At 52.2% G+C, this 24956-nt stretch carries 26 protein-coding genes; 13 read left to right on the top strand and 13 right to left on the bottom strand.

Going from position 1 to position 24956, the window contains the following annotated elements; genetic code table 11:
• The first annotated feature begins 3 nt into the window (after positions 1–3).
• The 3 genes from D9734_RS06880 to cueR are packed head-to-tail and all read left to right on the top strand — an operon-like array spanning position 4 to position 3742.
• Positions 4–2166 carry a type I secretion system permease/ATPase gene (locus D9734_RS06880; protein ID WP_130206335.1) on the top strand — a complete coding sequence of 721 codons (2163 nt, stop codon included), beginning with the start codon at positions 4–6 and terminating at the stop codon, positions 2164–2166.
• The gene (locus D9734_RS06885) at positions 2163–3338 is read left to right on the top strand and encodes an HlyD family type I secretion periplasmic adaptor subunit (protein WP_130206337.1); all 1176 of its coding nucleotides are present in this window, start codon (positions 2163–2165) and stop codon (positions 3336–3338) included. Before D9734_RS06880 ends, D9734_RS06885 begins: the two co-directional genes overlap by 4 nt.
• Positions 3335–3742, top strand: a complete 408-nt coding sequence (cueR, locus tag D9734_RS06890) for a Cu(I)-responsive transcriptional regulator (RefSeq protein WP_130206339.1) — start codon at positions 3335–3337, stop codon at positions 3740–3742. Before D9734_RS06885 ends, cueR begins: the two co-directional genes overlap by 4 nt.
• A 3-nt stretch (positions 3743–3745) precedes the next feature.
• On the opposite strand, the gene D9734_RS06895 is transcribed toward cueR, so the two are convergent.
• The 3 genes from D9734_RS06895 to D9734_RS06905 are packed head-to-tail and all read right to left on the bottom strand — an operon-like array spanning position 3746 to position 5438.
• A complete protein-coding gene (locus tag D9734_RS06895) occupies positions 3746–3949 on the bottom strand; it encodes a hypothetical protein (RefSeq protein WP_024257417.1) in 204 nt (67 codons plus the stop codon).
• A complete protein-coding gene (locus D9734_RS06900) occupies positions 3946–4368 on the bottom strand; it encodes a hypothetical protein (protein ID WP_130206341.1) in 423 nt (140 codons plus the stop codon). The genes D9734_RS06895 and D9734_RS06900 overlap by 4 nt, the downstream gene beginning before the upstream one ends.
• A gap of 53 nt (positions 4369–4421) precedes the next feature.
• Positions 4422–5438: a YadA family autotransporter adhesin gene (locus D9734_RS06905; RefSeq protein ID WP_130206343.1), complete on the bottom strand. Its 1017-nt coding sequence runs from the start codon at positions 5436–5438 to the stop codon at positions 4422–4424.
• Between the two features lie 365 nt (positions 5439–5803).
• Here D9734_RS06905 and D9734_RS06910 point away from each other — a divergent pair, with 365 nt between their 5' ends.
• Entirely contained in the window at positions 5804–6166 is a 363-nt protein-coding gene (locus tag D9734_RS06910) for a hypothetical protein (protein ID WP_001001643.1), read from the top strand.
• Positions 6167–6317: 151 nt separating this feature from the next.
• On the opposite strand, the gene D9734_RS06915 is transcribed toward D9734_RS06910, so the two are convergent.
• Positions 6318–6776: an NfeD family protein gene (locus tag D9734_RS06915; RefSeq protein WP_130206345.1), complete on the bottom strand. Its 459-nt coding sequence runs from the start codon at positions 6774–6776 to the stop codon at positions 6318–6320.
• Complete coding sequence (locus tag D9734_RS06920; protein WP_000904498.1) at positions 6773–7690, bottom strand: SPFH domain-containing protein; 918 nt, start codon at positions 7688–7690, stop codon at positions 6773–6775. The genes D9734_RS06915 and D9734_RS06920 overlap by 4 nt, the downstream gene beginning before the upstream one ends.
• A gap of 145 nt (positions 7691–7835) precedes the next feature.
• Between D9734_RS06920 and fetA the strand changes: the two genes are divergently transcribed.
• Together fetA and fetB are read left to right on the top strand one after the other, a co-directional pair.
• Positions 7836–8513, top strand: a complete 678-nt coding sequence (gene fetA / locus D9734_RS06925; RefSeq protein ID WP_130206347.1) for an iron ABC transporter ATP-binding protein FetA — start codon at positions 7836–7838, stop codon at positions 8511–8513.
• Complete coding sequence (gene fetB / locus D9734_RS06930) at positions 8500–9279, top strand: iron export ABC transporter permease subunit FetB (RefSeq protein WP_130206349.1); 780 nt, start codon at positions 8500–8502, stop codon at positions 9277–9279. The genes fetA and fetB overlap by 14 nt, the downstream gene beginning before the upstream one ends.
• A gap of 62 nt (positions 9280–9341) precedes the next feature.
• Here the strand turns inward: fetB and cnoX are convergent, their stop codons facing one another.
• From cnoX to tesA, 3 genes are read right to left on the bottom strand one after another with little or no spacing between them, the layout of a single operon-like run.
• Complete coding sequence (gene cnoX / locus D9734_RS06935) at positions 9342–10196, bottom strand: chaperedoxin (RefSeq protein WP_001295322.1); 855 nt, start codon at positions 10194–10196, stop codon at positions 9342–9344.
• Positions 10197–10256: 60 nt separating this feature from the next.
• Entirely contained in the window at positions 10257–11066 is an 810-nt protein-coding gene (ybbO, locus tag D9734_RS06940) for an NADP(+)-dependent aldehyde reductase (RefSeq protein ID WP_130206351.1), read from the bottom strand.
• Positions 11056–11679, bottom strand: coding sequence for a multifunctional acyl-CoA thioesterase I/protease I/lysophospholipase L1 (gene tesA, locus D9734_RS06945; protein WP_001295836.1), 624 nt, complete (start codon positions 11677–11679; stop codon positions 11056–11058). The genes ybbO and tesA overlap by 11 nt, the downstream gene beginning before the upstream one ends.
• Between tesA and ybbA the strand changes: the two genes are divergently transcribed.
• Both ybbA and ybbP read left to right on the top strand, forming a co-directional pair.
• Positions 11650–12336, top strand: a complete 687-nt coding sequence (ybbA, locus tag D9734_RS06950) for a putative ABC transporter ATP-binding protein YbbA (protein WP_032237096.1) — start codon at positions 11650–11652, stop codon at positions 12334–12336. The genes tesA and ybbA overlap by 30 nt on opposite strands.
• Positions 12333–14747, top strand: coding sequence for a putative ABC transporter permease subunit YbbP (ybbP, locus tag D9734_RS06955; protein WP_130206353.1), 2415 nt, complete (start codon positions 12333–12335; stop codon positions 14745–14747). The genes ybbA and ybbP overlap by 4 nt, the downstream gene beginning before the upstream one ends.
• Before the next feature lie 343 nt (positions 14748–15090).
• Here the strand turns inward: ybbP and mnmH are convergent, their stop codons facing one another.
• Both mnmH and allS read right to left on the bottom strand, forming a co-directional pair.
• Positions 15091–16185, bottom strand: coding sequence for a tRNA 2-selenouridine(34) synthase MnmH (gene mnmH / locus D9734_RS06960; protein WP_130206355.1), 1095 nt, complete (start codon positions 16183–16185; stop codon positions 15091–15093).
• Positions 16186–16253: 68 nt separating this feature from the next.
• Positions 16254–17180 carry an HTH-type transcriptional activator AllS gene (gene allS, locus D9734_RS06965; RefSeq protein WP_130206357.1) on the bottom strand — a complete coding sequence of 309 codons (927 nt, stop codon included), beginning with the start codon at positions 17178–17180 and terminating at the stop codon, positions 16254–16256.
• A gap of 229 nt (positions 17181–17409) precedes the next feature.
• Between allS and allA the strand changes: the two genes are divergently transcribed.
• From allA to D9734_RS06990, 5 genes are all read left to right on the top strand, one after another.
• Positions 17410–17892, top strand: a complete 483-nt coding sequence (gene allA / locus D9734_RS06970) for an ureidoglycolate lyase (protein WP_130206359.1) — start codon at positions 17410–17412, stop codon at positions 17890–17892.
• Positions 17893–17969: 77 nt separating this feature from the next.
• Complete coding sequence (gene allR, locus D9734_RS06975) at positions 17970–18785, top strand: HTH-type transcriptional repressor AllR (RefSeq protein WP_000141275.1); 816 nt, start codon at positions 17970–17972, stop codon at positions 18783–18785.
• A gap of 89 nt (positions 18786–18874) precedes the next feature.
• Complete coding sequence (gene gcl, locus D9734_RS06980) at positions 18875–20656, top strand: glyoxylate carboligase (RefSeq protein WP_130206361.1); 1782 nt, start codon at positions 18875–18877, stop codon at positions 20654–20656.
• A gap of 12 nt (positions 20657–20668) precedes the next feature.
• Positions 20669–21445, top strand: coding sequence for a hydroxypyruvate isomerase (gene hyi, locus D9734_RS06985; protein WP_130206363.1), 777 nt, complete (start codon positions 20669–20671; stop codon positions 21443–21445).
• Positions 21446–21551: 106 nt separating this feature from the next.
• Positions 21552–22853 (top strand): uracil/xanthine transporter, encoded by a 1302-nt coding sequence (locus D9734_RS06990; RefSeq protein WP_130206365.1) that lies wholly within the window; start codon positions 21552–21554, stop codon positions 22851–22853.
• Positions 22854–22889: 36 nt separating this feature from the next.
• Here D9734_RS06990 and purK read toward each other — a convergent pair whose 3' ends face one another.
• The 3 genes from purK to D9734_RS07005 form a co-directional block, all read right to left on the bottom strand.
• Positions 22890–23957 (bottom strand): 5-(carboxyamino)imidazole ribonucleotide synthase, encoded by a 1068-nt coding sequence (purK, locus tag D9734_RS06995; RefSeq protein WP_130206367.1) that lies wholly within the window; start codon positions 23955–23957, stop codon positions 22890–22892.
• Complete coding sequence (gene purE / locus D9734_RS07000) at positions 23954–24463, bottom strand: 5-(carboxyamino)imidazole ribonucleotide mutase (protein WP_001295318.1); 510 nt, start codon at positions 24461–24463, stop codon at positions 23954–23956. Before purE ends, purK begins: the two co-directional genes overlap by 4 nt.
• 95 nt (positions 24464–24558) lie before the next feature.
• Complete coding sequence (locus D9734_RS07005) at positions 24559–24888, bottom strand: hypothetical protein (RefSeq protein WP_130206369.1); 330 nt, start codon at positions 24886–24888, stop codon at positions 24559–24561.
• Between the last annotated feature and the right edge of the window lie 68 nt (positions 24889–24956).

The following is a 24956-nucleotide window of genomic DNA, read 5'->3' on the forward strand; positions in this document are numbered from 1 at the left end:
ATAATGAAAAAAAATGCCCAGTCCGTGGAAGCCTGGCTGGAGGCGATGATCGTCGTGGCGCGTTATTACCGCCTCGATTTTTCTCAGGAGAACGTGCGCGCAACCGTCAACTGGGAGCGCGACAGTAAGCGGGAAGAGTTGCTCACCGACATGGCGCGGCAACTGGGGATGGGGTTACGGCTGGTGGAGTTTTCCGCCGATTCGCTTAACCCGTGGCGGCTGCCGTTGATTGCGGTGTTTGATAATCAACAGATTGGCGTAATCACCCGCCGCGACAATCACGACAATATCAGCGTTCAGTTCAGCGGTGACGAAGGGCTGGAAACCACGCTGAACGTCGCGGATATTGAAGATAAAATCGTCGAACTGGCGCTACTGCGCCCGCTTAGCGCCATCCCTGATGCGCGGGTGGATGACTACATTCGCCCGTATCAGGCGAACTGGTTCTGGAGTTTGTCGCTGAAAGACTGGCGGCGCTACGGCGATATTATGCTGGCCTCACTGGTGGCGAACGTGCTGGCGCTGGCGGCGATGATTTTCTCGATGCAGGTTTACGACCGCGTCGTTCCGGCGCAATCGTACCCGACGCTGTGGGTGCTGTTCGCCGGGGTGATGATGGCGATTCTGTTTGAGTTCTGTATGCGCATGGTGCGCACGCACCTCTCAGATATGATTGGCAAGCGGGCGGATTTGCGCATTTCGGATCGCGTTTTTGGTCACGCATTACGGCTGAAAAACAACGTGCGATCGAAATCCACCGGATCGTTTATCTCGCAGATCCGCGAACTGGAATCAGTGCGGGAGCTGATCACTTCCACCACCATTGGCGCGGTGGCGGATCTGCCGTTCTTCCTGTTGTTTGTCTTTATTCTGTGGATGATCGGCGGCTGGCTGGTGCTGGTGGTTTTGCTGGCGCTGCCGTTGCTGGTGATCCCCGGTCTGCTGATTCAACGCCCGCTGGCGCGGCTGGCGAACGAAGGGATGCGCGAGTCAGCGGTACGCAACGCTACGCTTGTGGAAGCCGTGCAGTCGATTGAAGACATTAAACTGCTGCGCGCCGAACAGCGTTTTCAGAATCAGTGGAACCACACCAACGACGTGGCCTCGTCCATCAGCATGAGGCAACGTTTTCTCACCGGGCTACTGCTTACCTGGACGCAGGAAGTGCAATCCATCGTCTACGTGGTGGTGCTGTTGGTGGGCTGCTTTATGGTGATGAACGGCGACATGACCACCGGTGCGCTGGTCGGGACGACGATTCTGGCTTCGCGCACCATCGCGCCGCTGTCGCAGATATCCGGCGTGCTCTCGCGCTGGCAGCAGGCGAAAGTAGCGCGTAACGGGCTTGATGAACTGATGAAGCGCCCGGTGGATCAGCCGGAACACGGCAAACTGGTGCATAAAGCGGTGCTGCACGGTAATTATCAGTTCAGCAACGCGGTGTTTTATTACGACGAAGAAGAGAAAATTGCCGATGTGGCGATTGGCAAACTCAACATTCAGGCCGGAGAGAAAATCGCCATTCTTGGCCGCAACGGCGCGGGTAAATCAACGCTGCTGCAAATGCTCGCCGGAATGCGTATCGCCCAGCAGGGGCAGGTGTTGCTGGATAACATCAGCATCGGGCAGCTTGATCCGGCGGATCTGCGCCGCGACATGGGGCTGCTCAGCCAGACCGGACGACTGTTCTTCGGCTCGCTGCGGGAAAACCTCACCATGGGGATGCCGGAAGCCAGCGATGAAGATATCGAACGCGCGTTAACCCTCAGCGGGGCGCTGCCGTTTGTGCAGAAGCAGAAAAACGGCCTCAACTACATGATTCAGGAAGGGGGATTTGGTCTTTCTGGCGGCCAGCGGCAAACGCTGCTGCTGGCGCGGCTCCTCATCTCTCAACCGAATATCGTCCTGCTCGACGAACCCAGCGCTTCGCTGGACGAAATGGCGGAAGCGCACTTAATCGAACAACTGAAACAGTGGATTGGACATCGCACGCTGGTCATCGCCACTCACCGCACGGCGATGCTGCAACTGGTGGACAGGATAATCGTGATGGATCAGGGGCGGATTGTGATGGATGGCGCGAAAGAGGCCATTTTGCGTGAACAGGGCGAACCCACGGCGCGACGGGTGGTGTTGCAGGAGAAGAATAAGGGGTCTGCCGCATGAACGGACAACTGCAATATAACCGTGGCCTGACTGAACCCCGTCTGCCGCGTTCGGCGCTGGCGGTACGTGTGACCGTCGTCATGCTGCTCTGTTTTCTCGGCTGGGCGTGGTATTTCCAGCTTGATGAAGTCACTACCGGTAGCGGCACCGTAGAACCTTCCGGGCGTGAACAGGTGGTGCAGTCGCTGGAAGGCGGGATTTTGTATCATCTCGACGTGAAGGTGGGCGATATTGTTGAGCAAGGCCAGCCGCTGGCGCAGCTTAACCGCACCAAAACCGAATCCGACGTGCAGGAAGCAATGTCGCGGCTGTACGCGGCGCTGGCAACCTCGGCACGGCTGCGGGCGGAAGTCAGCAATAAACCGCTGGTGTTCCCCGACGAACTGAATAAATTCCCCGAGCTTATCGAGTCGGAAACGGCGTTGTACAACACTCGCCGCGACGGGCTGAACAAAGCCACCACCGGGCTGACACAAGGAATTAGCCTGGTCAATCGCGAACTGGCGATGACCCAGCCGCTGGTGAAACAGGGGGCGGCGAGCAGCGTCGAAGTGCTGCGTTTGCAACGACAGGCCAATGAACTGGAAAACAAACTCAGCGACGTGCGCACGCAATATTACGTTCAGGCACGGGAAGAGTTAGCAAAAGCCAACGAAGAGGTCGAAACCCAGCGTTCGGTGATCCGCGGGCGGGAAGACTCTCTCACCAGGCTGGACTTTACCGCGCCGGTGCGTGGCATTGTCAAAGACATTGACGTCACTACGGTTGGCGGCGTCATCGCCCCAGGTGGTAAACTCATGACCATCGTGCCGCTGGATGAGCAACTGCTGATTGAGGCGAAAATCTCCCCGCGCGATGTGGCGTTTATCCATCCGGGGCAAAAATCACTGGTGAAAATAACCGCTTACGATTACTCCATCTATGGCGGCTTACCAGGAGAAGTTGCGGTGATTTCACCGGACACCATTCAGGATGAAGTACGGCGCGATGTTTATTACTATCGAGTGTACATTCGCACCTTCAGCAACCATCTGGAAAATAAACATAAACAGCAGTTTCCGATATTCCCCGGTATGGTGGCGACGGTCGATATCCGCACGGGTAAAAAAAGCGTGCTGGATTATCTGTTGAAACCCTTTAACAAAGCACAGGAGGCGTTGCGCGAACGATGAACATTAGCGATGTGGCAAAAATTACCGGCCTGACCAGCAAAGCCATTCGCTTCTATGAAGAGAAGGGACTGGTGACACCGCCGATGCGCAGCGAAAACGGTTATCGCACCTACACGCAGCAGCATCTCAACGAACTGACCTTACTGCGCCAGGCACGCCAGGTGGGCTTTAACCTGGAAGAGAGCGGCGAACTGGTGAATCTGTTTAACGACCCGCAGCGTCATAGCGCCGATGTAAAACGGCGCACGCTGGAGAAAGTCGCGGAGATCGAGCGACATATCGAAGAACTGCAAGCCATGCGCAACCAGCTACTGGCATTGGCGAATGCCTGCCCCGGCGATGACAGCGCCGACTGCCCGATTATCGAAAATCTCTCCGGCTGCTGTCACCATCGGGCGGGGTGAAAATCAGTTAATCCCCGTTTGCACTGAAAGAATATGCTGCAAACTTTCTACCATAATGCGCCCCGACTGAAATAAGCCTTCCTGGATTTCGTTGTTAACATTTACAGCGTGAACCAGGGAGGCTAATAACACCACTTGCAGGAAGGCAAAAATAAATGCACCGATAATCATAATATGCGTCATGGCTATTTTCTTTTGCTCCTTCATTTTAAATAGCCCACAAACTGGCCTTCTTTCATTAAGGCGACTTTTCCTGTGTGATGATAAACAATGACGTTATACAGACCCGACTGATATACGGTGGCATCTTTATTATCTTCATCTATGGCACATAATGAATCATTGAGATAAGCGAAGTTCTTACTGCTCATTCTGAAGGTAAGGCCAAATCCTTTATAAATGGATTTTTTAGCGGCCTGGGCATGTTGTGCGGCTTCTGCATTTTTAAATGCCTGCGCCTCGGATGCATTTAAAATAGCCGCCTGACGCTGTTGTTCTGCGAGATAACAGGTGTCATGACTGACGCCCTGCGCCTGGCAATCTGCGATGCGGGAAGTGGGGGAGCTACAGCCAGCCAGTAATATAACCGCCAGCAGGGAAAACGATTTAATGGTGCTATTCATCATTGTTAACCTTAAATAATGTGCGGATAATTGCGAATAAGAAATTGCTATTAAAATTAGAACGAATATCCCACGCCGACACCTGCGCCAAAATCAGATTGTGTATCCGCTGAGACTCCCGCTTTAATTACCGTATGAATTCCGGCATTAAAAGATGTTCCGACAGACACCGCAGATTCACCGTTGAACGTTCCTGCTCCCGCTGACACCATCATTAAATCACCGGTTTTCACCTGCGGCTGTGAGGCAATGGCAATGGCTGACGCGATCCCCGCATTAGCATCTTTACGGTTATCTTCAACTTCGTTTTTCAGCGAACTGAAATTGTTATTGAGCGTTGTAATCTGCTGGCTGTTATCAGCGACCCGGTTTTGGGTGTTGGTTAACTGTTGCTGCGTTTGTGCGGAATCTTGTCTCAGACTTTCAATTTGCTCATGTGCCTGGGCTGACTTCTGCGCCAGACTTTGCATTTGTTTATCGTATTGAGTCCTTTCATTTTGCTGTTGTGCTGCCACATCGGTTGTCAGCGCATTCATTTTCTGCCCTTGTTCAGTGGTAGTGCGCTGATTAGCCTCATTTTGAGCCGCCAGTCTGGCATTAATCATCTCCTGATAATGCGCGGTATTTTGCGTATCTCCAGTCGCAGCGAGCGTTTTTTGTGTGGCTACGATCTGCGCCTGTTGCTCTGTAATTTGCGTTTGCTGGGCATCAGTTACCGCAGACTGTCGGGCGTTGATCATGCTCTGATAACGGGCAGTTGTCTGTACATCACCTGTAGCGGCAACGGTTTTTTGTCCTGCGTCAGGATCTGTCTGGACAGGGGGAGTCTGAGTGGTATCAGATGTTTCAGAAGGGATGTAGTGATGTTCAGTCAAATAGGTATACGCAGCGGGGCTGTTGTCTGTGCGTTCTAAAAAGCGGGTAATCTTCTGCTCAATCTCCGATTGCGACATGCCAGAGTTAATGGCTGAAAGCTCTGTTGCCGCCGCTTCAATGGTATCACCAGCTAAAACAACAGGGCTGGATGTTGCTGAAATTATGAGTGCCAGTAAAGCTACGTTTACAGTTTTCATTCATTTTCTCTCGTGAAAAATAAGTCGCATTAGTGTTTCTATAAGAAACAAATAATATTATTTTAAGAAATAAACTACGTTGCAATTTAATCGAAATCTACGTCGCCATTTGTGTGATGTAAAGCGCATTTTTGGTTGGTGTAAGCGTAAACACCACCAATAAGAAACAAAAAATGTTTCTTATATAAATAAAATAGAAAATCATTTTGTGCTCTTTCAATGTAAAAAAGAGTAAAGACTTGTTTTGATAAGCGAAATAAATGTTGTTTCTTGGCTAAACGTGAAGCTGTTTCTGATGTGTGCTAGAATGCGTTTCTTTGATAAATCTCAATTTTTAAGAGGTTTACGCCAGGCAGGAAAATTAAATGAATGAATTTGAGAAGATTTTTAATGAAATGAATCTGGACAGGGCGCTGCTCCCCATCCTTTTTCGTTCGAATCGCTCTACGGTGTGGAAGTATTTAAGCGGCGATAGTACGGCTCCTGCCTCTGCCATGTCGCTGATCATGCTGTTGCAGTTGATCCAGAAGAGAAACCCCGATCTGTTAGCCGAATGGTTAACGCTTTCTGATTTCACCATTCCGCCAGAAGTTTACCTGGACCAGCCTGATTACTGGAAAGGGTGGGTGTATACCCAACACAAGGTCAATAAAAACGTCCTGGAATATCTAAAAAAACACTATCCGGATGAGGACCAAAAAAACATGAATAAAGGCAGTGACGAGTAATTTGCCAATGCCAGTTAATATGGCGGAGGCGGCCGACGCGCCCGCGTTGCATCAGGCGTCGGTGCGCGACTGCCGGATGCGGCGTAAACGCCTTATCCGGCCTACGTTCAGGCACAGATTTGTAGGCATGATAAGACGCGTCAGCGTCGCATCAGGCGATGACCGCACGGATGATCAGCGTTATCCCTTCAATCGCAATAACCTCAACATGCGTACCTGCACCGAGATCCTCGCTGGCGCTGACGGGCCATGAACTGTCGCCGACGCGCATATGACCGCGCCCGTTGACTAACGGTGATTCCAGCACAAATCGTCTGCCGATCAATTGCTGTCCGCGCTGGTTTAAATGACTGTCACTGTGCTTTTGTTCGCGCACGCCTCGTGCCAGCCATTTCCACCACAGCCAGGCGGCAAGTAGCGTCAGGACGGCAAACATCACCCCTTGCCACTCCCAACCCAGCGGCAGCAACCAGACCACCAGGCCAGTAATCACCGCCGCGACACCGCTCCACAACAGATAACCATTGCCGCCCAACATCTCGGCTGCCAGCAGCAGACCGCCGAGACTCAGCCAAAAAATATGCGGATGGATAGCTATCATCTCGATCATGATTTATTTCGCTCGTTCGCGCTGTCTTTCACCAGTTCAGCAATCCCGGCAATCGATCCCATCAGGCTACTGGCGTCTAATGGCATCATCACCACTTTGCTGTTGCTGGAGGAACCAATCTGCTGTAACGCTTCGGTGTATTTCTGCGCCACGAAGTAATTCACCGCCTGAATGTCACCAGAAGCAATGGCTTCAGACACCATTTGGGTCGCGCGGGCTTCCGCTTCGGCAGAACGTTCACGTGCTTCGGCCTGTAAGAATGCCGACTGACGTTCACCTTCCGCTTTCAGGATTTGTGACTGTTTTTCACCTTCGGCTTTGAGGATTTCCGCCTGACGAATCCCTTCTGCTTCAAGGATGTAAGCGCGTTTGGTACGTTCCGCTTTCATCTGCGCGTTCATTGAAGAGATAAGTTCAGCCGGCGGGCGCACATCGCGAATTTCAATACGGGTGACTTTTATCCCCCACGGATTAGTGGCTTCATCGACAATATGCAGCAGACGCGAGTTAATGCTGTCGCGCTGAGAGAGCATTTCATCAAGTTCCATCGAACCCAGAACGGTACGGATGTTGGTCATGGTCAGGTTGATGATTGCCAGTTCCAGATTGCTGACTTCATAAGCCGCGCGCGGGGCATCAATCACCTGAATAAAGCAAACGGCATCGATAGTGACGTTGGCGTTATCTTTCGAGATAACTTCCTGGGATGGGATGTCGAGTACTTGCTCCATCATATTGATCTTACGACCAATGCGGTCCATAAACGGCACCACCAGACTTAGCCCCGGCTGTAATGTTTTGGTATAACGACCAAATCGTTCTACCGTCCACTGATAGCCCTGCGGCACGATTTTGACGCCCGCGCCAACAATCACCAGCGCGACAAAAATGAGAATCGGGATAAAAATTAGCATCGGAAAAACCTCCTGTTGTACCGTCCATAAAGAGCAAAATTGCTGCTTGATTAAACAAATTATACCTGATTACTGAAAGAGAGTTCCCCCTTATTCTTGCGGAGGATAAACTGTTTTTAGTAAAAATCAGAAAAAGGGATGGGTAATGCAGGAAAATAGTCTTTTGCTCCAACTGCAAAATGTTGGATATCAGGCGGGCGATACGAAGATTCTCAATAACATCAATTTTTCGCTGCGTGCTGGCGAATTTAAGTTAATTACCGGCCCTTCTGGCTGCGGTAAAAGTACGCTACTAAAAATAGTTGCTTCATTAATCAGCCCGACCTGCGGAACGTTACTGTTTGAAGGTGAGGATGTCAGCACACTAAAGCCAGAAACCTATCGCCAACAAGTTTCTTACTGCGCCCAAACGCCGGCTCTGTTTGGCGACACGGTCTACGATAACCTGATCTTTCCCTGGCAGATCCGTAACCAGCAGCCTGAACCGGCCATTTTTCTCGATTTTCTCGAACGTTTTTCCTTGCCGGACACCATTTTGACGAAAAATATCGCCGAGCTATCTGGTGGTGAAAAACAACGCATCTCATTGATTCGTAACCTACAATTTATGCCGAAGGTTTTATTGCTCGACGAAATCACCAGTGCGCTGGATGAAAGCAACAAACGCAACGTCAATGAGATGATCCACCGCTATGTACGTGAGCAAAATATTGCTGTGTTGTGGGTGACGCACGATAAAGACGAAATTAATCATGCGGATAAAGTGATTACACTGCAACCGCATGCCGGAGAAATGCAGGAAGCACGCTATGAACACGCATAATATTACCAACGAGTCACTGGCACTGGCATTAATGCTGGTGGTTGTCGCAATCTTAATTAGCCATAAAGAAAAACTGGCGCTGGAGAAAGATATTCTCTGGAGTGTGGGGCGCGCGATAATTCAGCTGATTATTGTCGGCTATGTATTGAAATATATTTTCAGCGTTGATGATGCCAGCCTGACATTATTGATGGTGTTATTTATCTGCTTTAATGCGGCGTGGAATGCGCAAAAACGCAGTAAATATATTGCTAAAGCGTTTATCTCATCGTTTATTGCCATTACGGTCGGGGCGGGAATTACCCTGGCGGTGCTGATTCTCTCAGGGTCGATTGAATTTATCCCGATGCAGGTGATCCCTATTGCCGGGATGATAGCCGGTAACGCGATGGTGGCAGTCGGGCTGTGTTATAACAATCTCGGGCAGCGGTTTATCAGCGAACAGCAACAGATTCAGGAGAAACTGAGTCTTGGGGCGACGCCGAAACAGGCTTCAGCGATATTGATTCGCGACAGTATTCGCGCGGCTTTAATTCCGACGGTCGATTCAGCAAAAACGGTTGGCTTAGTGAGTTTACCGGGAATGATGTCCGGACTGATATTTGCCGGGATTGATCCAGTGAAGGCGATTAAATATCAGATTATGGTGACCTTTATGTTGCTCTCAACCGCCAGCCTGTCGACCATTATTGCCTGTTATTTAACCTATCGTAAATTTTACAATTCGCGCCACCAGTTGGTGGTGACGCAATTGAAGAAGAAATAATGTGATGCCGGATGCGCAGCATCGCATCCGGCGTTGTGGTTCATGCGCCGATCAACGGAAAATCAATACAACAACGCATACAGCTGGCGGCGATACTTCGACGCCAGTGCATCCCCCGTACCCAGCGCAGCGAGGATCTCCTGGAACGTTTTACGCGTCTGACCGTCTGCGGCGGTGAGATCTTTACGCAGATGCCCAAACAGTAACTCCAGCGCCTCTTCATTGCGCCCAACTTGATGCAGTTGCAGTGCCAGTTGCGTCGCCAGTGCGGCATCTTCTGGGTTCTCCGCCACCTGCTGTTGCAGCTGTTGAATTTCCGGCGTATCTGCCGCCTGCTTCAGCAGTTCGATTTGCGCCACCAGCCCCTGATAGCGGGTGTCCTGATCCTGCAACGGAATGGTTTTCAGCACGGCTTCTGCATCTTCAGAACGGTTCAGCGCAATCAGCGTTTCTGCCAGCAGCAGACCGATTTCCCCGTTCTGATTCGACAACTGCCAGGCGTCTTTCAGCAATGGCAGGGCGTCGGTGTAATTGCCTTCCTGCATCAGTTGCATCGCCTGCTGGGCTTTCAGCTCTTCTTCACGCGGCAGCACTTTATCCAGCAGGGCGCGGATCGCTTCTTCCGGTTGCGGTCCCTGGAAGCCGTCTACCGGTTGCCCGTTCTGGAACAGATACACGGTCGGAATCGCGCGCAGACCAAACTGGGCGGCAATCATCTGCTCCGCGTCGCAGTCCAGCTTCGCCAGAATAAATTGCCCGTTGTACTGCGCCGCGAGGCTTTCCAGAATTGGGGTTAACTGCAAACAGTGCTGGCTACGTTCAGACCAAAAATAGAACAGCACAGGTGTGGTCATTGACTGTTCAAGAACCTGTTGCAGGTTAGATTCGTTAATGTTGACAATATTTTCTACGGACATGGAGTCGCTCTCTGTTGTCGATATTTTCTTTGACATGGGGGCTTAAGCGCGCGCTTCAACTCACCCCTGCAATATTTTATCCATCGCGCACCCCGGCAGCAGGCGCTTAAGCACCATGACTGCCCAGGTCACCAGCGTCACCGGATAGCGCATCTTCGGCTTCTCGCTGATAAAAGCATGGCGCACTTTGGCAACCACCGCTTCCGGCCCCAACGTAAAGCGGGCGGCGATGCCGGGGTTTTCGACCGGTTTATCGCTTTGCGTCTGGTTGACGTTGTCGGTGAAACGAGTACGAATGGGACCTGGCTCAACCAGGCTGACCTTGATTCCGCTGTGGCGCAGTTCCATGCGCAGTGCGTCTGACCACGCCTCCAGCGCATATTTACTGGCCGCGTAAGCGCCGCGGCCCGGCGTGGAGATTAATCCCATCACCGATGAGGTCATCACAATACGCCCTTCACCGTGCGGCAACATAGCCGGTAACAGGCGCATGGTGAGCTGGTGTGCGCCGAAAAAGTTGGCGGAAAACTGCTGTTCCATCTGCGCACGGCTGATGGTGGAAAGGGGGCCATACATGCCGAATCCGGCATTGTTAAAGATCCCATACAGACAATTATCGGTCAGGGCGATCACTTCGTCGGCTGCGCGATCAACACTTTCTGGCGAATCCAGATCGATCAACACGCCGGTGAATCCCATATTGTTCATGCGCTCAACATCATCCGGTTTCCGGCAACCTGCCAGCACATGAAAACCCTGGCGTTTTAATTCGAGCGCGCTTTCCAGGCCAATTCCACTGGAACATCCGGTAATTAAGACCGATTTTTGCATAACTTTACCTGTCAGGATCTCCGTTGCTTTATGAGTCATGATTTACTAAAGGCTGCAACTGCTTCGCCATCCAGTCGGCAATAAACGGCTGGGCGTCGCGGTTGGGATGAATACCGTCATCCTGCATCCATTGTGGCTTGAGATAGACCTCTTCCATAAAAAAGGGCAGCAGCGGAACATCAAACTCTTTGGCGAGTTTGGGGTAAATGGCGCTAAAGGCTTCATTATAACGGCGACCATAGTTTGCAGGCAGACGTATTTGCATTAACAATGGTTCAGCGTTGGCGGCTTTGACATCCTGCAAAATCTGGCGCAGCGTTTGCTCGGTTTGTTGTGGCTGAAAACCACGCAAACCGTCATTGCCGCCCAGTTCAACCAGCACCCAGCGCGGCTGATGCTGTTTCAGCAGAGCCGGAAGGCGCGCCAGCCCTTGTTGCGAGGTGTCGCCGCTGATGCTGGCATTGACTACCGACGTTTTGCTCTGCCACTTATCATTCAACAAGGCAGGCCAGGCCGCGCTGGCAGACATTCGATACCCGGCGCTCAGGCTATCACCCAGAATTAATAACGTGTCCGCTGCGGCGGCACGGAAAGTTAACAGGACCAGGAACAGGAAGGGCAAATGCCAGCGGAAAACATTGTTGAAGTTCATCATCTTAAGAAGTCCGTCGGTCAGGGGGAGCATGAACTCTCCATCCTCACCGGAGTTGAGCTGGTTGTCAAACGTGGCGAAACCATCGCGCTGGTGGGCGAGTCGGGATCGGGTAAGTCAACCTTGCTGGCGATCCTCGCCGGGCTGGATGACGGTAGCAGTGGCGAAGTGAATCTGGTAGGACAACCGCTACATAATATGGACGAAGAAGCGCGGGCAAAGTTGCGCGCGAAGCATGTAGGCTTTGTTTTTCAGTCATTTATGTTAATTCCGACCCTTAACGCGCTGGAAAACGTCGAGCTTCCGGCGCTGCTGCGCGGTGAGAGTAGCGCGGAAAGTCGTAACGGGGCGAAAGCATTGCTCGAACAGTTAGGGCTGGGCAAACGTCTTGATCATCTTCCGGCACAGCTTTCCGGCGGCGAACAGCAACGTGTCGCGCTGGCGCGTGCCTTTAACGGTCGGCCAGATGTGCTATTTGCTGATGAACCTACCGGCAATCTTGACCGCCAGACGGGCGATAAAATTGCCGACCTGCTGTTTTCCCTTAACCGTGAGCATGGCACCACGTTGATTATGGTGACCCACGACCTGCAACTGGCGGCACGCTGCGACCGCTGCTTACGGCTGGTGAACGGGCAGTTGCAGGAGGAAGCATGATTGCACGTTGGTTCTGGCGCGAATGGCGCTCGCCGTCGCTATTAATTGTCTGGCTGGCGCTAAGCCTGGCGGTGGCCTGCGTGCTGGCGCTGGGCAATATCAGCGATCGCATGGAGAAAGGTTTAAGCCAGCAAAGCCGGGAGTTTATGGCGGGCGATCGGGCGTTGCGCAGTTCGCGCGAAGTGCCGCAAGCGTGGCTGGAGGAAGCGCAAAAGCGCGGCCTGAAAGTCGGCAAGCAGCTGACTTTCGCCACGATGACATTTGCAGGCGACACACCGCAGCTGGCGAACGTCAAAGCGGTGGATGAGATCTACCCGATGTATGGCGATCTGCAAACTAATCCCCCTGGCCTGAAACCGCAGGCGGGCAGCGTGTTGCTGGCCCCACGCCTGATGGCACTGCTTAACCTGAAAATCGGCGATACCATCGACGTGGGCGATGCCACGCTGCGGATCGCCGGAGAAGTGATTCAGGAACCGGACTCCGGTTTTAACCCCTTCCAGATAGCCCCACGCCTGATGATGAATCTGGCGGATGTCGATAAAACCGGAGCCGTGCAGCCGGGGAGTCGGGTCACCTGGCGCTATAAATTTGGTGGCAGCGAGAATCAGCTCGACGGCTATGAGAAATGGCTGTTACCCCAGCTTAAACCCGAACAACGCTGGTACGGTCTGGAACAGGACGAAGGCGCGCTGGGGCGCTCGATGGAACGCTCGCAACAGTTCCTGCTGCTTTCGGCGCTTCTGACCTTGCTGCTGGCAGTGGCTGCGGTGGCGGTGGCGATGAATCATTACTGTCGCAGTCGCTACGATCTGGTGGCGATCCTCAAAACGCTGGGGGCAGGGCGAGCGCAACTGCGTAAGTTAATCGTCGGTCAGTGGTTGATGATTCTGGTGCTTTCAGCCGTTACCGGCGGGGCGATTGGCCTGTTGTTCGAAAGCGTATTGATGGTACTGCTCAAGCCCGTTCTGCCTGCCGCACTACCGCCTGCCAGCCTCTGGCCGTGGCTGTGGGCGCTCGGCACCATGACAGTCATCTCGCTGCTGGTGGGGCTACGACCGTACCGCCTGTTGCTGGCAACGCAGCCTTTACGCGTACTACGTAATGATGTGGTAGCGAACGTCTGGCCGCTGAAGTTTTATCTGCCGGTTGTCACTGTGGTGGTTGTGCTGCTGCTCGTCGGGCTGATGGGCGGCAGTATGCTGCTGTGGGCGGTGCTGGCGGGCGCGGTGGTGCTGGCTTTGCTGTGCGGTGTGCTGGGCTGGATGCTGCTGTATGTACTTCGCCGCATGACGCTGAAATCGCTGCCTCTGCGCCTGGCGGTCAGCCGCCTGTTACGTCAGCCGTGGTCAACGTTAAGCCAGCTTTCGGCATTTTCGCTCTCCTTTATGCTGCTGGCGCTGCTGCTGGTGTTGCGTGGCGATCTGCTTGACCGCTGGCAGCAGCAGCTACCGCCAGAAAGCCCGAACTACTTTTTAATCAACATCGCCACAGAACAGGTTACGCCGCTAAAAGCGTTCCTCGCGGAACATCAGATAGTCCCGGAATCATTTTATCCAGTGGTGCGTGCGCGGCTGACGGCGATTAACGACAAGCCGACAGAAGGTAATGACGATGAGGCGCTTAACCGCGAACTCAATCTTACCTGGCAAAATACGCGGCCCGATCATAATCCGATTGTCGCCGGTAACTGGCCGCCAAAAGCCGATGAAGTGTCGATGGAAGAGGGGCTGGCGAAACGCTTAAACGTTGCCCTCGGCGATACCGTGACTTTTATGGGCGATACCCAGGAGTTCCGCGCTAAAGTGACCAGCCTGCGCAAAGTGGACTGGGAAAGTCTGCGGCCTAATTTCTATTTTATTTTCCCGGAAGGGGCGCTGGATGGGCAGCCGCAAAGCTGGCTCACCAGTTTCCGCTGGGAGAATGACAACGGCATGTTGACGCAACTCAACCGTCAGTTCCCGACCATTAGCCTGTTAGACATTGGCGCGATTTTAAAACAGGTCGGTCAGGTGCTGGAGCAGGTAAGTCGGGCGCTGGAAGTGATGGTAGTGCTGGTCACCGCCTGCGGTATGTTGCTGTTGCTGGCACAGGTGCAGGTGGGAATGCGTCAGCGTCATCAGGAGCTGGTGGTGTGGCGCACACTCGGTGCGGGGAAAAAACTGCTGCGCACAACATTGTGGAGTGAGTTCGCCATGCTCGGGTTTGTTTCTGGTCTGGTGGCCGCAACTGGTGCGGAAACGGCGCTGGCAGTGTTGCAGGCGAAAGTGTTCGACTTCCCGTGGGAACCGGACTGGCGGTTGTGGATTGTGCTGCCGTGCAGCGGTGCACTGCTGCTGTCACTTTGCGGCGGCTGGCTCGGCGCGCGACTGGTTAAGGGTAAGGCGCTGTTCAGGCAGTTTGCGGGGTGATGACAAGCGTTAGATTGCCTGATACGCTACGCTTATCAGGCCTACGAGGATCGTGCAATATATTGATTTTGCAAGATTGTGTAGGCCGGATAAGGCGTTTACGCCGCATCCGGCAGTCTTGCTACTAGCGTCGGGATTGTATCGCCAACATAGCTGTTTGAATATGTAGGCATCCTGACTTATAATTCACTTGCTAGATGAGGACTGTTTCATTTCTGCCCGGAACCACCAAGTCTTGGGCGGAAAAAATAAAAAAACCGACTGTCATGTCGGTTTTTTTATTTCTGTATTCTGGTGCAACCATTCTGTTCTCACGACAATCGCCGTTTCAGAATACCGCCCATTACCGTGTCTTAACCCATTCAGCCACTTCCGCCCACTCACCGCGAAAGACAACTTTTTCCGCTTTTTTCTCAAGCTGATAGCGATACATCGGGTCGTAATACTCTTCAAGCAGCGGCACCAGCCAGGCCAGATGACCGTCGGTTGTGCCGGTTGAGAGTTGCGTTGTCAGCGCTGCATCCAGCCTTGCAGCCAGTTCGTTATAGCGCTGTAACCCCAGCCGACGCTTAATCGCTGAAAGCCCATGATGCAGGTATTCGCAATACTCTTGCCAGCCCTGTTCGTCGCCGTACGCATGGGTAAAATCATGATGCATACGCAAGAAATACTCTTCGTTCAGGCGTTCAAGACGGATCTCAAACGGATCTTCTACCACCGCAATCGCCGCCTGAGTCATTCGCTCGCGCAGGCATTCCGGCAGGTGATTCGAACCGATCATCCGGCTTTCATCTTCCAGCACCCACAGGCGCAGATCCTGACGGGCGTCGGTTTTTAGCATTTCGGCAGCCAGCAGGTTTTCAAAACTCGCCTGACTAAGTTGCGGCTGCAATGTGCGACCAAAAGCAGAACCGCGATGGCGCGCCAGCCCTTCCAGATCAACACCGTTCGGCTGTTGTTGCACTAACAGCGTTTTACCGCTGCCAGTACAACCGCCAATCAGCACTATCTGTTTTTGTGCCAGTTCAATGGTCGCCTGAATCGCAGTCTGGCGCAGTACCTTATAACCGCCTTCCACCAGCGGATAATCAATCCCCGCTTCATGCAGCCAGCGTTGCACAATATGTGAACGTTGACCGCCACGGGCGCAGCAGAGAATACCTTGCGGATTTTGCAGACACGCTGCCCGCCAGGCGTCCATGCGCTGCTGACGAATTTCACCCGCCACCAGTTTATGCCCCAGCGCCAGCGCCGCGTCAGACCCTTGCTGTTTATAGCAGGTGCCAACGGCGGCGCGTTCATCATTATTCATTAACGGCAGATTGATAGCGGCGGGCATTGCGCCTTGCTCAAACTCGATGGGGGCGCGAACATCAATAATGGGCGTATCAGCAATCAGCAGGGCACGATAGTCCTGTTCCGTGTGTCTCTCTTGCATAGTAAAAAGTGAACCTCAAATCAGCTTGCGCGCTATTTTACGCGCCAACGCGCAAGGAAACTTGATTTTTAACTGTGTGAGTTGCCGAAAATTTCTAAAAATCCACTGATTTCCGGCCTGCGCTGGGTAAACAAGGCCACAATATCTTCCACCGCTTTGCCGCTGCCAAATTTACGCCATGCCAGACTCAATGGCGAAGGCGGGCGCATTGTTGGGATTACCCGGCTGACCAGTTGTTGATTATCAATCATCGACTGGCAAAGTGATTTTGGCAAAAAACCAATGCCAACGCCCGCCAGATGGGCGGCGATTTTCGTTTCCATATCAGGAACAATAATCTCTTTTTGTCCCGGCAAACGCCAGGCGACGCGTTTGGTTAAGGTGCGGGCGCTGTCTTCAATATTGACCGCCGGAAAGGGCCGCAATTGCGCTTCTGTTAGCGGCTCTTCAACCTTTGCCAGTGGATGATCTGCCGCCATGACAAAGCGCCATTGCACCGAACCTAAGGGATCAAGGCTAAAAGTATTTGCCAGTGCTTCTGTTCCCGTGACGCCGATAGCCAGTGAAAAACCTTCGTACAATAGCGAGTCCCAGACGCCCATATAGATTTGTCGGGAGATGTGAAACTGGGTAAAGGGGTAACGTTCATTCAACCACGCCAGCAACTGGGCGACGGCCTGGGAATTATAGAGCAGGTTGTTGATGACAATATTCACCTGGCGTTCCACGCCATCATTCACCTGTTGTAGCTCGCTCGGCATGCTTTCCAGCCAGCTCAGCCAGTCTCTGGCCTGACAAAGCAGATGTTCGCCAGCCGCTGTCAACGTTACGCTGCGAGTCGTGCGGAAAAACAGCGCCACTCCGGTATTCTCTTCCAGAAGCTTAATGCGATAACTGATGGTCGCCGTGGTTTTACATAATCGTTCTGCCGCTTTTGAAAAACTTCCCGTTTCGGCAACAGCAATGAAAGTCCGCAAAGTTTCTGGATCAAACATCTTCAGGTATCCCCTTTTAAATCCGCAGGTTGCGTGATTTTCCTGTTCGTTGATTTACCTGTATTTTCACATGATAACCCTGCGTGATTTGTGGGCTAAATCTAGTTTTGGAAAAATATTCCAACTTTTGTATTGATGTTGTTCTCTTAAGGTTTTAGATTGCCTGTTATTGAAACCTGGCTGACCGGTCGGCGGTGGTTGAACGGAATTATGTTACAAGGACAAAAAGATGAAACTTCAGGTATTACCGTTAAGTCAGGAAGCCTTCTGTGCTTATGGCGACGTTATCGAAACGCAGCAACGGGATTTTTTCCATATTAACAATGGCCTGGTGGAGCGCTATCACGATTTGGCGCTGGTTGAGATTCTTGAGCAAGACCGTACGCTTATCAGCATTAACCGCGCGCAACCGGCGAATCTGCCGCTGACCATCCACGAACTCGAACGTCACCCGCTGGGTACTCAGGCATTTATCCCGATGAAAGGTGAAGTGTTTGTAGTGGTCGTGGCGTCAGGTGACGATAAACCAGACCTGTCAACGCTGCGGGCGTTTATCACCAACGGTGAGCAGGGGGTGAATTATCATCGTAACGTCTGGCATCACCCGCTTTTCGCCTGGCAGCGCGTCACCGATTTTCTGACTATCGATCGCGGCGGCAGTGACAACTGTGATGTTGAAAGTATTCCTGAACAGGAACTCTGTTTTGCGTGACGCCTGCAACCGACTTGCATAAGATAAACTAATTGTTCATTGTTTATGCTCACTTGTAGGTCGGAGTTAACGTAGGTATGACGGAAGTTAGACGGCGCGGCAGGCCAGGACAGGCGGAGCCTGTGGCACAGAAGGGCGCACAGGCGTTAGAGCGGGGAATTGCGATTCTGCAATATCTGGAAAAAAGTGGGGGAAGTTCGTCGGTTAGCGATATTTCTCTCAATCTGGATTTGCCGCTCTCGACGACCTTTCGCCTGTTAAAGGTTTTACAGGCAGCGGATTTTGTCTATCAGGACAGTCAGTTAGGCTGGTGGCATATAGGATTAGGTGTCTTTAACGTCGGCGCGGCGTACATCCATAACCGTGATGTCCTCTCCGTTGCCGGGCCGTTTATGCGCCGCCTGATGCTGCTTTCCGGCGAGACGGTCAATGTCGCGATTCGTAACGGCAATGAAGCGGTATTAATTGGTCAGTTAGAGTGTAAATCGATGGTCAGGATGTGTGCGCCGCTGGGCAGTCGTCTACCGCTGCATGCTTCCGGTGCGGGCAAGGCGCTGCTTTATCCGCTGGCGGAAGAGGAGTTGATGAGCATCATTCTGCAAACCGGTTTGCAGCAGTTTACGCCAACGACGCTTGTGGATATGCCTACCTTGCTGAAGGACCTGGAACAAGCGCGTGAACTGGGCTATACCGTAGATAAAGAAGAGCATGTTGTAGGCCTGAATTGCATAGCTTCAGCAATTTACGATGATGTAGGTAGTGTTGTTGCCGCTATCTCCATCTCCGGGCCTTCATCAAGACTGACAGAAGATCGTTTTGTCAGTCAGGGTGAGCTGGTCAGAGACACCGCCCGCGATATCAGCACGGCGTTGGGACTGAAAGCACATCCATAGTGTCTGTCGCATCCCGCTCTGCGGAGCGGGTTTTTTTGACAAAATTTGAAAGTTGGAAAATTTTTCCAATTAATAGAGGTAGGAATAAAATGGCAAAAATGAGAGCCGTTGACGCGGCAATGTATGTGCTGGAGAAAGAAGGTATCACCACCGCCTTCGGCGTTCCGGGAGCTGCAATCAATCCGTTCTACTCAGCGATGCGTAAGCACGGCGGTATTCGTCACATTCTGGCGCGTCACGTGGAAGGTGCGTCGCACATGGCGGAAGGCTATACCCGCGCAACGGCTGGGAATATCGGCGTTTGTCTGGGGACTTCTGGTCCTGCGGGCACGGACATGATCACCGCGCTCTATTCCGCTTCTGCTGATTCCGTTCCTATTTTGTGCATCACCGGCCAGGCACCGAGAGCCCGTCTGCATAAAGAAGATTTTCAGGCCGTAGATATTGAAGCAATTGCTAAACCGGTCAGCAAAATGGCGGTTACAGTTCGTGAAGCGGCGCTGGTGCCTCGTGTGCTGCAACAGGCATTTCACCTGATGCGTTCTGGGCGTCCGGGTCCGGTACTGGTGGATTTACCGTTCGACGTTCAGGTTGCGGAAATCGAGTTTGATCCTGACATGTACGAACCGCTGCCAGTCTACAAACCTGCAGCCAGCCGTATGCAGATCGAAAAAGCGGTAGAAATGTTAATTCAGGCCGAACGTCCGGTGATTGTTGCCGGGGGCGGGGTGATCAACGCCGATGCCGCGGCGCTGTTACAACAGTTTGCCGAACTGACCAGCGTTCCGGTGATCCCAACGCTGATGGGCTGGGGCTGTATTCCGGACGATCACGAACTGATGGCCGGGATGGTGGGTCTGCAAACCGCGCATCGCTACGGTAACGCAACGCTGCTAGCGTCGGACATGGTGTTTGGTATCGGTAACCGTTTTGCTAACCGTCATACCGGTTCGGTAGAGAAATACACCGAAGGGCGCAAAATCGTTCATATCGATATTGAACCGACGCAAATTGGCCGCGTGCTGTGTCCGGATCTCGGCATTGTCTCCGACGCCAAAGCGGCGCTGACGCTGCTGGTTGAAGTGGCGCAGGAGATGCAAAAAGCAGGACGTCTGCCATGCCGTAAAGAGTGGGTTGCTGAGTGCCAGCAGCGCAAACGCACTTTGCTGCGCAAAACCCACTTCGACAACGTGCCAGTGAAACCGCAGCGCGTGTATGAAGAGATGAACAAAGCCTTTGGACGTGATGTTTGCTATGTCACCACCATCGGCCTGTCACAAATCGCTGCGGCGCAAATGCTGCATGTCTTTAAAGACCGTCACTGGATCAACTGTGGTCAGGCAGGCCCGCTGGGCTGGACCATTCCGGCTGCGCTGGGCGTGTGTGCTGCTGATCCAGAACGTAATGTGGTGGCGATTTCCGGTGACTTCGACTTCCAGTTCCTGATTGAAGAATTAGCCGTTGGCGCACAGTTCAACATTCCGTACATCCATGTGCTGGTGAATAACGCCTATCTCGGCCTGATTCGTCAGTCACAACGCGCATTTGATATGGATTACTGCGTACAGCTCGCGTTCGAAAATATTAACTCCAGTGATGTGAACGGTTATGGCGTTGACCACGTGAAAGTAGCGGAAGGTTTAGGTTGTAAAGCGATTCGCGTTTTCAAACCGGAAGATATTGCTCCTGCCTTTGAACAGGCGAAAGCCTTAATGGCGCAGTACCGTGTCCCGGTGGTGGTGGAAATTATGCTGGAACGTGTAACCAATATTTCGATGGGCAGTGAACTGGATAACGTCATGGAATTTGAAGATATCGCCGATAACGCAGCGGATGCACCGACTGAAACCTGCTTCATGCACTATGAATAAGGGAGATAAATAATGTTACGTTTCTCTGCTAATTTATCGATGTTATTTGGTGAATATGATTTTCTCGCCCGTTTTGAGAAAGCTGCACAGTGTGGTTTTCGTGGCGTTGAATTTATGTTCCCTTATGACTACGACATTGAAGAATTAAAACAGGTGCTGGCGAGTAATAAACTCGAACATACGCTGCACAATTTACCGGCAGGTGACTGGGCGGCGGGCGAGCGGGGTATTGCCTGTATTCCTGGCCGTGAAGAAGAGTTTCGGGATGGCGTAGCAGCAGCGATTCGTTATGCTCGTGCGCTGGGTAATAAAAAAATTAACTGTCTGGTCGGTAAAACGCCGGCAGGTTTTAGCAGTGAACAGATTCACGCAACGCTTGTAGCAAACCTGCGTTATGCCGCGAATATGCTGATGAAAGAAGATATTTTATTACTGATTGAACCTATTAACCATTTTGATATTCCTGGTTTCCATCTCACCGGTACTCGGCAGGCGCTGAAATTGATTGATGGTGTTGGTTGCTGCAATTTGAAAATTCAGTATGACATTTATCACATGCAGCGGATGGAAGGTGAATTAACCAATACCATGACTCAGTGGGCCGATAAAATTGGTCACCTGCAAATTGCTGATAATCCGCATCGCGGCGAACCGGGAACCGGAGAAATTAATTACGAATATCTCTTTACGGTAATTGCACAATCAAACTACGATGGGTGGGTAGGATGTGAATATAAACCGAAGACCACTACGGAAGAGGGATTAGCGTGGATTACCCCTTACTGCTAAATTAAAATATGCTGCAGACAAGGTTTTTAATACCTGGCTGGTGGGGAATGAAGTTATCTGTATTCGATAAATGATAGCAGTTGGCGCGATTTTAACAGGTGTTCCTATGTTTAATATTTCATTTAACCGCGAAAATATGTTGTCTGGTTTTCAGTGGTTTTTCTTCATTTTTTGTAACACCGTAGTGGTTCCGCCAACGTTGCTTTCGGCATTTCAGCTACCGCAAAGCTGTTTGCTGACACTGACGCAATATGCATTTCTGGCAACCGCATTAGCCTGTATCGCTCAGGCATTTTTCGGTCATCGCCGCGCTATTATGGAAGGGCCTGGAGGTTTATGGTGGGGAACGATCCTCACCATCACGTTGGGTGAATCATCGCGAGGTACACCGCTCAATGATATTGCCAATAGTCTGGTAGCAGGAATTGCGATTTCCGGCGTACTGACTATTTTAATTGGTATTAGTGGGTTAGGTCACCGTCTGGCACGCTTGTTCACCCCAACCGTGATGGTCGTTTTTATGTTGATGCTGGGCGCGCAGCTTACCACTATCTTCTTTAAGGGAATGTTAGGTTTGCCGTTTGGTATTGCCGACCCAAATTTTAAAATTCAGTTTCCAGCGTTTGCTCTGTCGGTAGCGGTAATGTGTCTGGTGCTGGCGATGATTATTTTTCTTCCCCAGCGTTTGGCACGTTATGGGGTATTGGTGGGGACAATACTAGGTTGGCTACTTTGGCGTTTCTGCTTTCCTTCATCGCCAATCATTCATTCTGAACTGCACTGGCAATGGTTTCCCTTGGGGAGCGGAGGCAAGTTATCCCCAGGGATTATTGTGACGGCGGTAATTACCGGTCTGGTTAATATCAGCAATACTTATGGCGCAGTCCGGGGTACTGATATTTTTTACCCACAACAAGGGGCGGGAAACAGACGTTATCGTCGAAGTTTCGTTGTCACAGGGGTGATGACGCTGGTGACGGTGCCGATGGCTATTATTCCCTTTTCGCCGTTCGTTTCGTCTATTGGTTTATTAACGCAAACTGGCGATGCGACACGTCGTTCATTTCTCTACGGTAGTGCGATTTGTTTGTTGGTAGCGATGACTCCGCCACTGACGCGCTTATTCAGCAGTATTCCGCTGCCGGTAACGAGTGCGGTAATGTTAGTGTCTTATTTGCCATTACTCTTTTCTGCGCTACTTTTTAGCCAACAAATTAACTTTACGGCGCGTAATGTTTATCGACTCGCACTACCGTTATTTGTTGGGATCTTTTTAATGGGATTACCGCCTGTCTATTTACAGGATCTGCCATTAACGCTTCGCCCATTATTAAGTAACGGATTGCTGGTTAGTATTTTGTTGGCGGTGTTAATGGATAATCTGATTCCGTGGCATCGGCTGAAATGAGGTGACGGGTGACGAGAATTAGCCACCCGATATGGCTCAACTGAACTTACTCTGCCCCCACATCACGCCGCTGGCATACTCCGGCGGCAGTAATGGGATCAGCGCTTCCAGCGTCGCGGTCAGACGCGATGTGTCGCTGTCGGTCAAATTCAGATGCCCCACTTTACGGCCCGGACGGACTTCTTTGTCGTACCAGTGCAGATGCACCAGCGGCAGTTTCAGCCAGTCATAATTCACATCGCTACCAATCAGGTTGATCATCACCGACGGACTATTCACTACCGGTTGCGGTAACGGCAGATTGGTAATCGCCCGCAGATGCAGCTCAAACTGGCTGATGCTGGCACCGTTTTGCGTCCAGTGACCGCTGTTATGTACACGCGGTGCCAGTTCGTTGATCAACAGACCTTGCGGGGTGACAAAACACTCCATCGCCATCACGCCCACATAGCCCAGCTCCTGCATAATCGCCGACAACATCTCTTCAGCTTGCGCCTGCTGCTGTGCGTTGGCCTGCGGGAAAGCGACGCTGGTGCGCAAAATACCGTCCTGATGCAGGTTATGCGTTAGCGGATAAAACACCGTGCTGCCGTCAAAGCCGCGTGCGCCAACCAGCGACACTTCACCAGAGAAGTTAATGCCCTGCTCGACAATACATTCGCCGTAACACTCTGCCGGTAACTGTTCGGTTTCATCGGCGCGTAAACGCCATTGACCGCGTCCGTCATAGCCACCAGTGCGACGCTTAACAATCGCCAGCTCGCCTAAACGATCAAACACCGCAGGCCACTCGCTACGATCGGCAAGTAACTGCCACGGCGCGGTCGGCAGGTGAAGCTTGTCGAAAAGCTGCTTCTGAGTCAGACGGTCGGCAATAATCGGGAACACATCGCGGTTCACAAATGCCGGATGGCGCGCCAGCTCGCGGGTTAATGCGGTTTCCGGCCAGCGTTCGATCTCAGCGGTAATCACGCTTTGTTGAAAAGGCACCGCCGCCGGTTCAGCGTCCAGCCCGACCGGCCAGACAGCAATGCCTAACGGTTCGCCAGCCTGGCGCAGCATACGGCCTAACTGCCCGTTCCCGAGGACGCAAACCTGTTTCATGCCGCACCTCGCGGGTCCGGGTTTTCCAGCACTTCGTCAGTCTGGGCTTTGCGCCAGTCATTCAGACGCTGGTGCAGTTCTTTATCATGAGTCGCAAGAATTTGTGCTGCCAGTAACGCCGCGTTTGCCGCGCCCGCTTTACCAATCGCCAGTGTACCCACCGGAATGCCGCGCGGCATTTGTACGATGGAGTAGAGGCTATCGACACCGCTCAGTGCGGCGCTCTGTACGGGCACGCCCAGCACTGGCACCAGCGTTTTGGCGGCAATCATGCCCGGCAGGTGTGCAGCGCCGCCTGCGCCCGCAATAATCACCTGATAACCGTTCTCTTCGGCGCTTTCGGCGAAGCTGAACAGTTTATCGGGGGTACGGTGAGCAGAAACCACTTCAACGTGGTGCGGGACATTCAGGATTTCGAAGATTTCGGCGGCGAACTGCATGGTAGCCCAGTCGCTTTTGGACCCCATCACGATGGCGACACGCGCCGGATTATTGCGGGAAGACATGCGTCTTAAAACTCCTGTGGTGCACAACTCTCGGCTTTAGAGGGCACAGAGAATAGCACGGAAAGAGAGCAAGGAAAACGGTTGCGTAGGCGGAATTAACCGTCAGTTGTTGAGTTTTTAGTCTGCTCTGCGTGTTGATTATGCGCTCTGGCTGAACTGGCAAAGAATGCCCATATCAGCACAATGCTCCACGGAAAAAAGCAAATACCAACAATCAATATAAATCTTTCTACAAAGCGTTGGTTGTGAGGGCGGGTGAGTACTAAATAAATGAGCCAGAAATAGACTATCCACGAAATGACCGCCGCAGCTACCAGTGACAATGCGCCAAAATAGAAGCCGACAAGACCGAACCAGCTAATACACAGAGGTGCACCTGCCGTAAGGGCGATGCCAGAAATAAAAAATCCGTTGCAGCGTTGCATAATAATATTCTCTGTTGTTATTTCACTCAGGGATTTATTACCTTGCTGGCTCAGAAAAAGATATACAG

The sequence above is a fragment of the Escherichia sp. E14S1 genome (assembly GCF_004211995.1).
Lineage (GTDB): Bacteria > Pseudomonadota > Gammaproteobacteria > Enterobacterales > Enterobacteriaceae > Escherichia.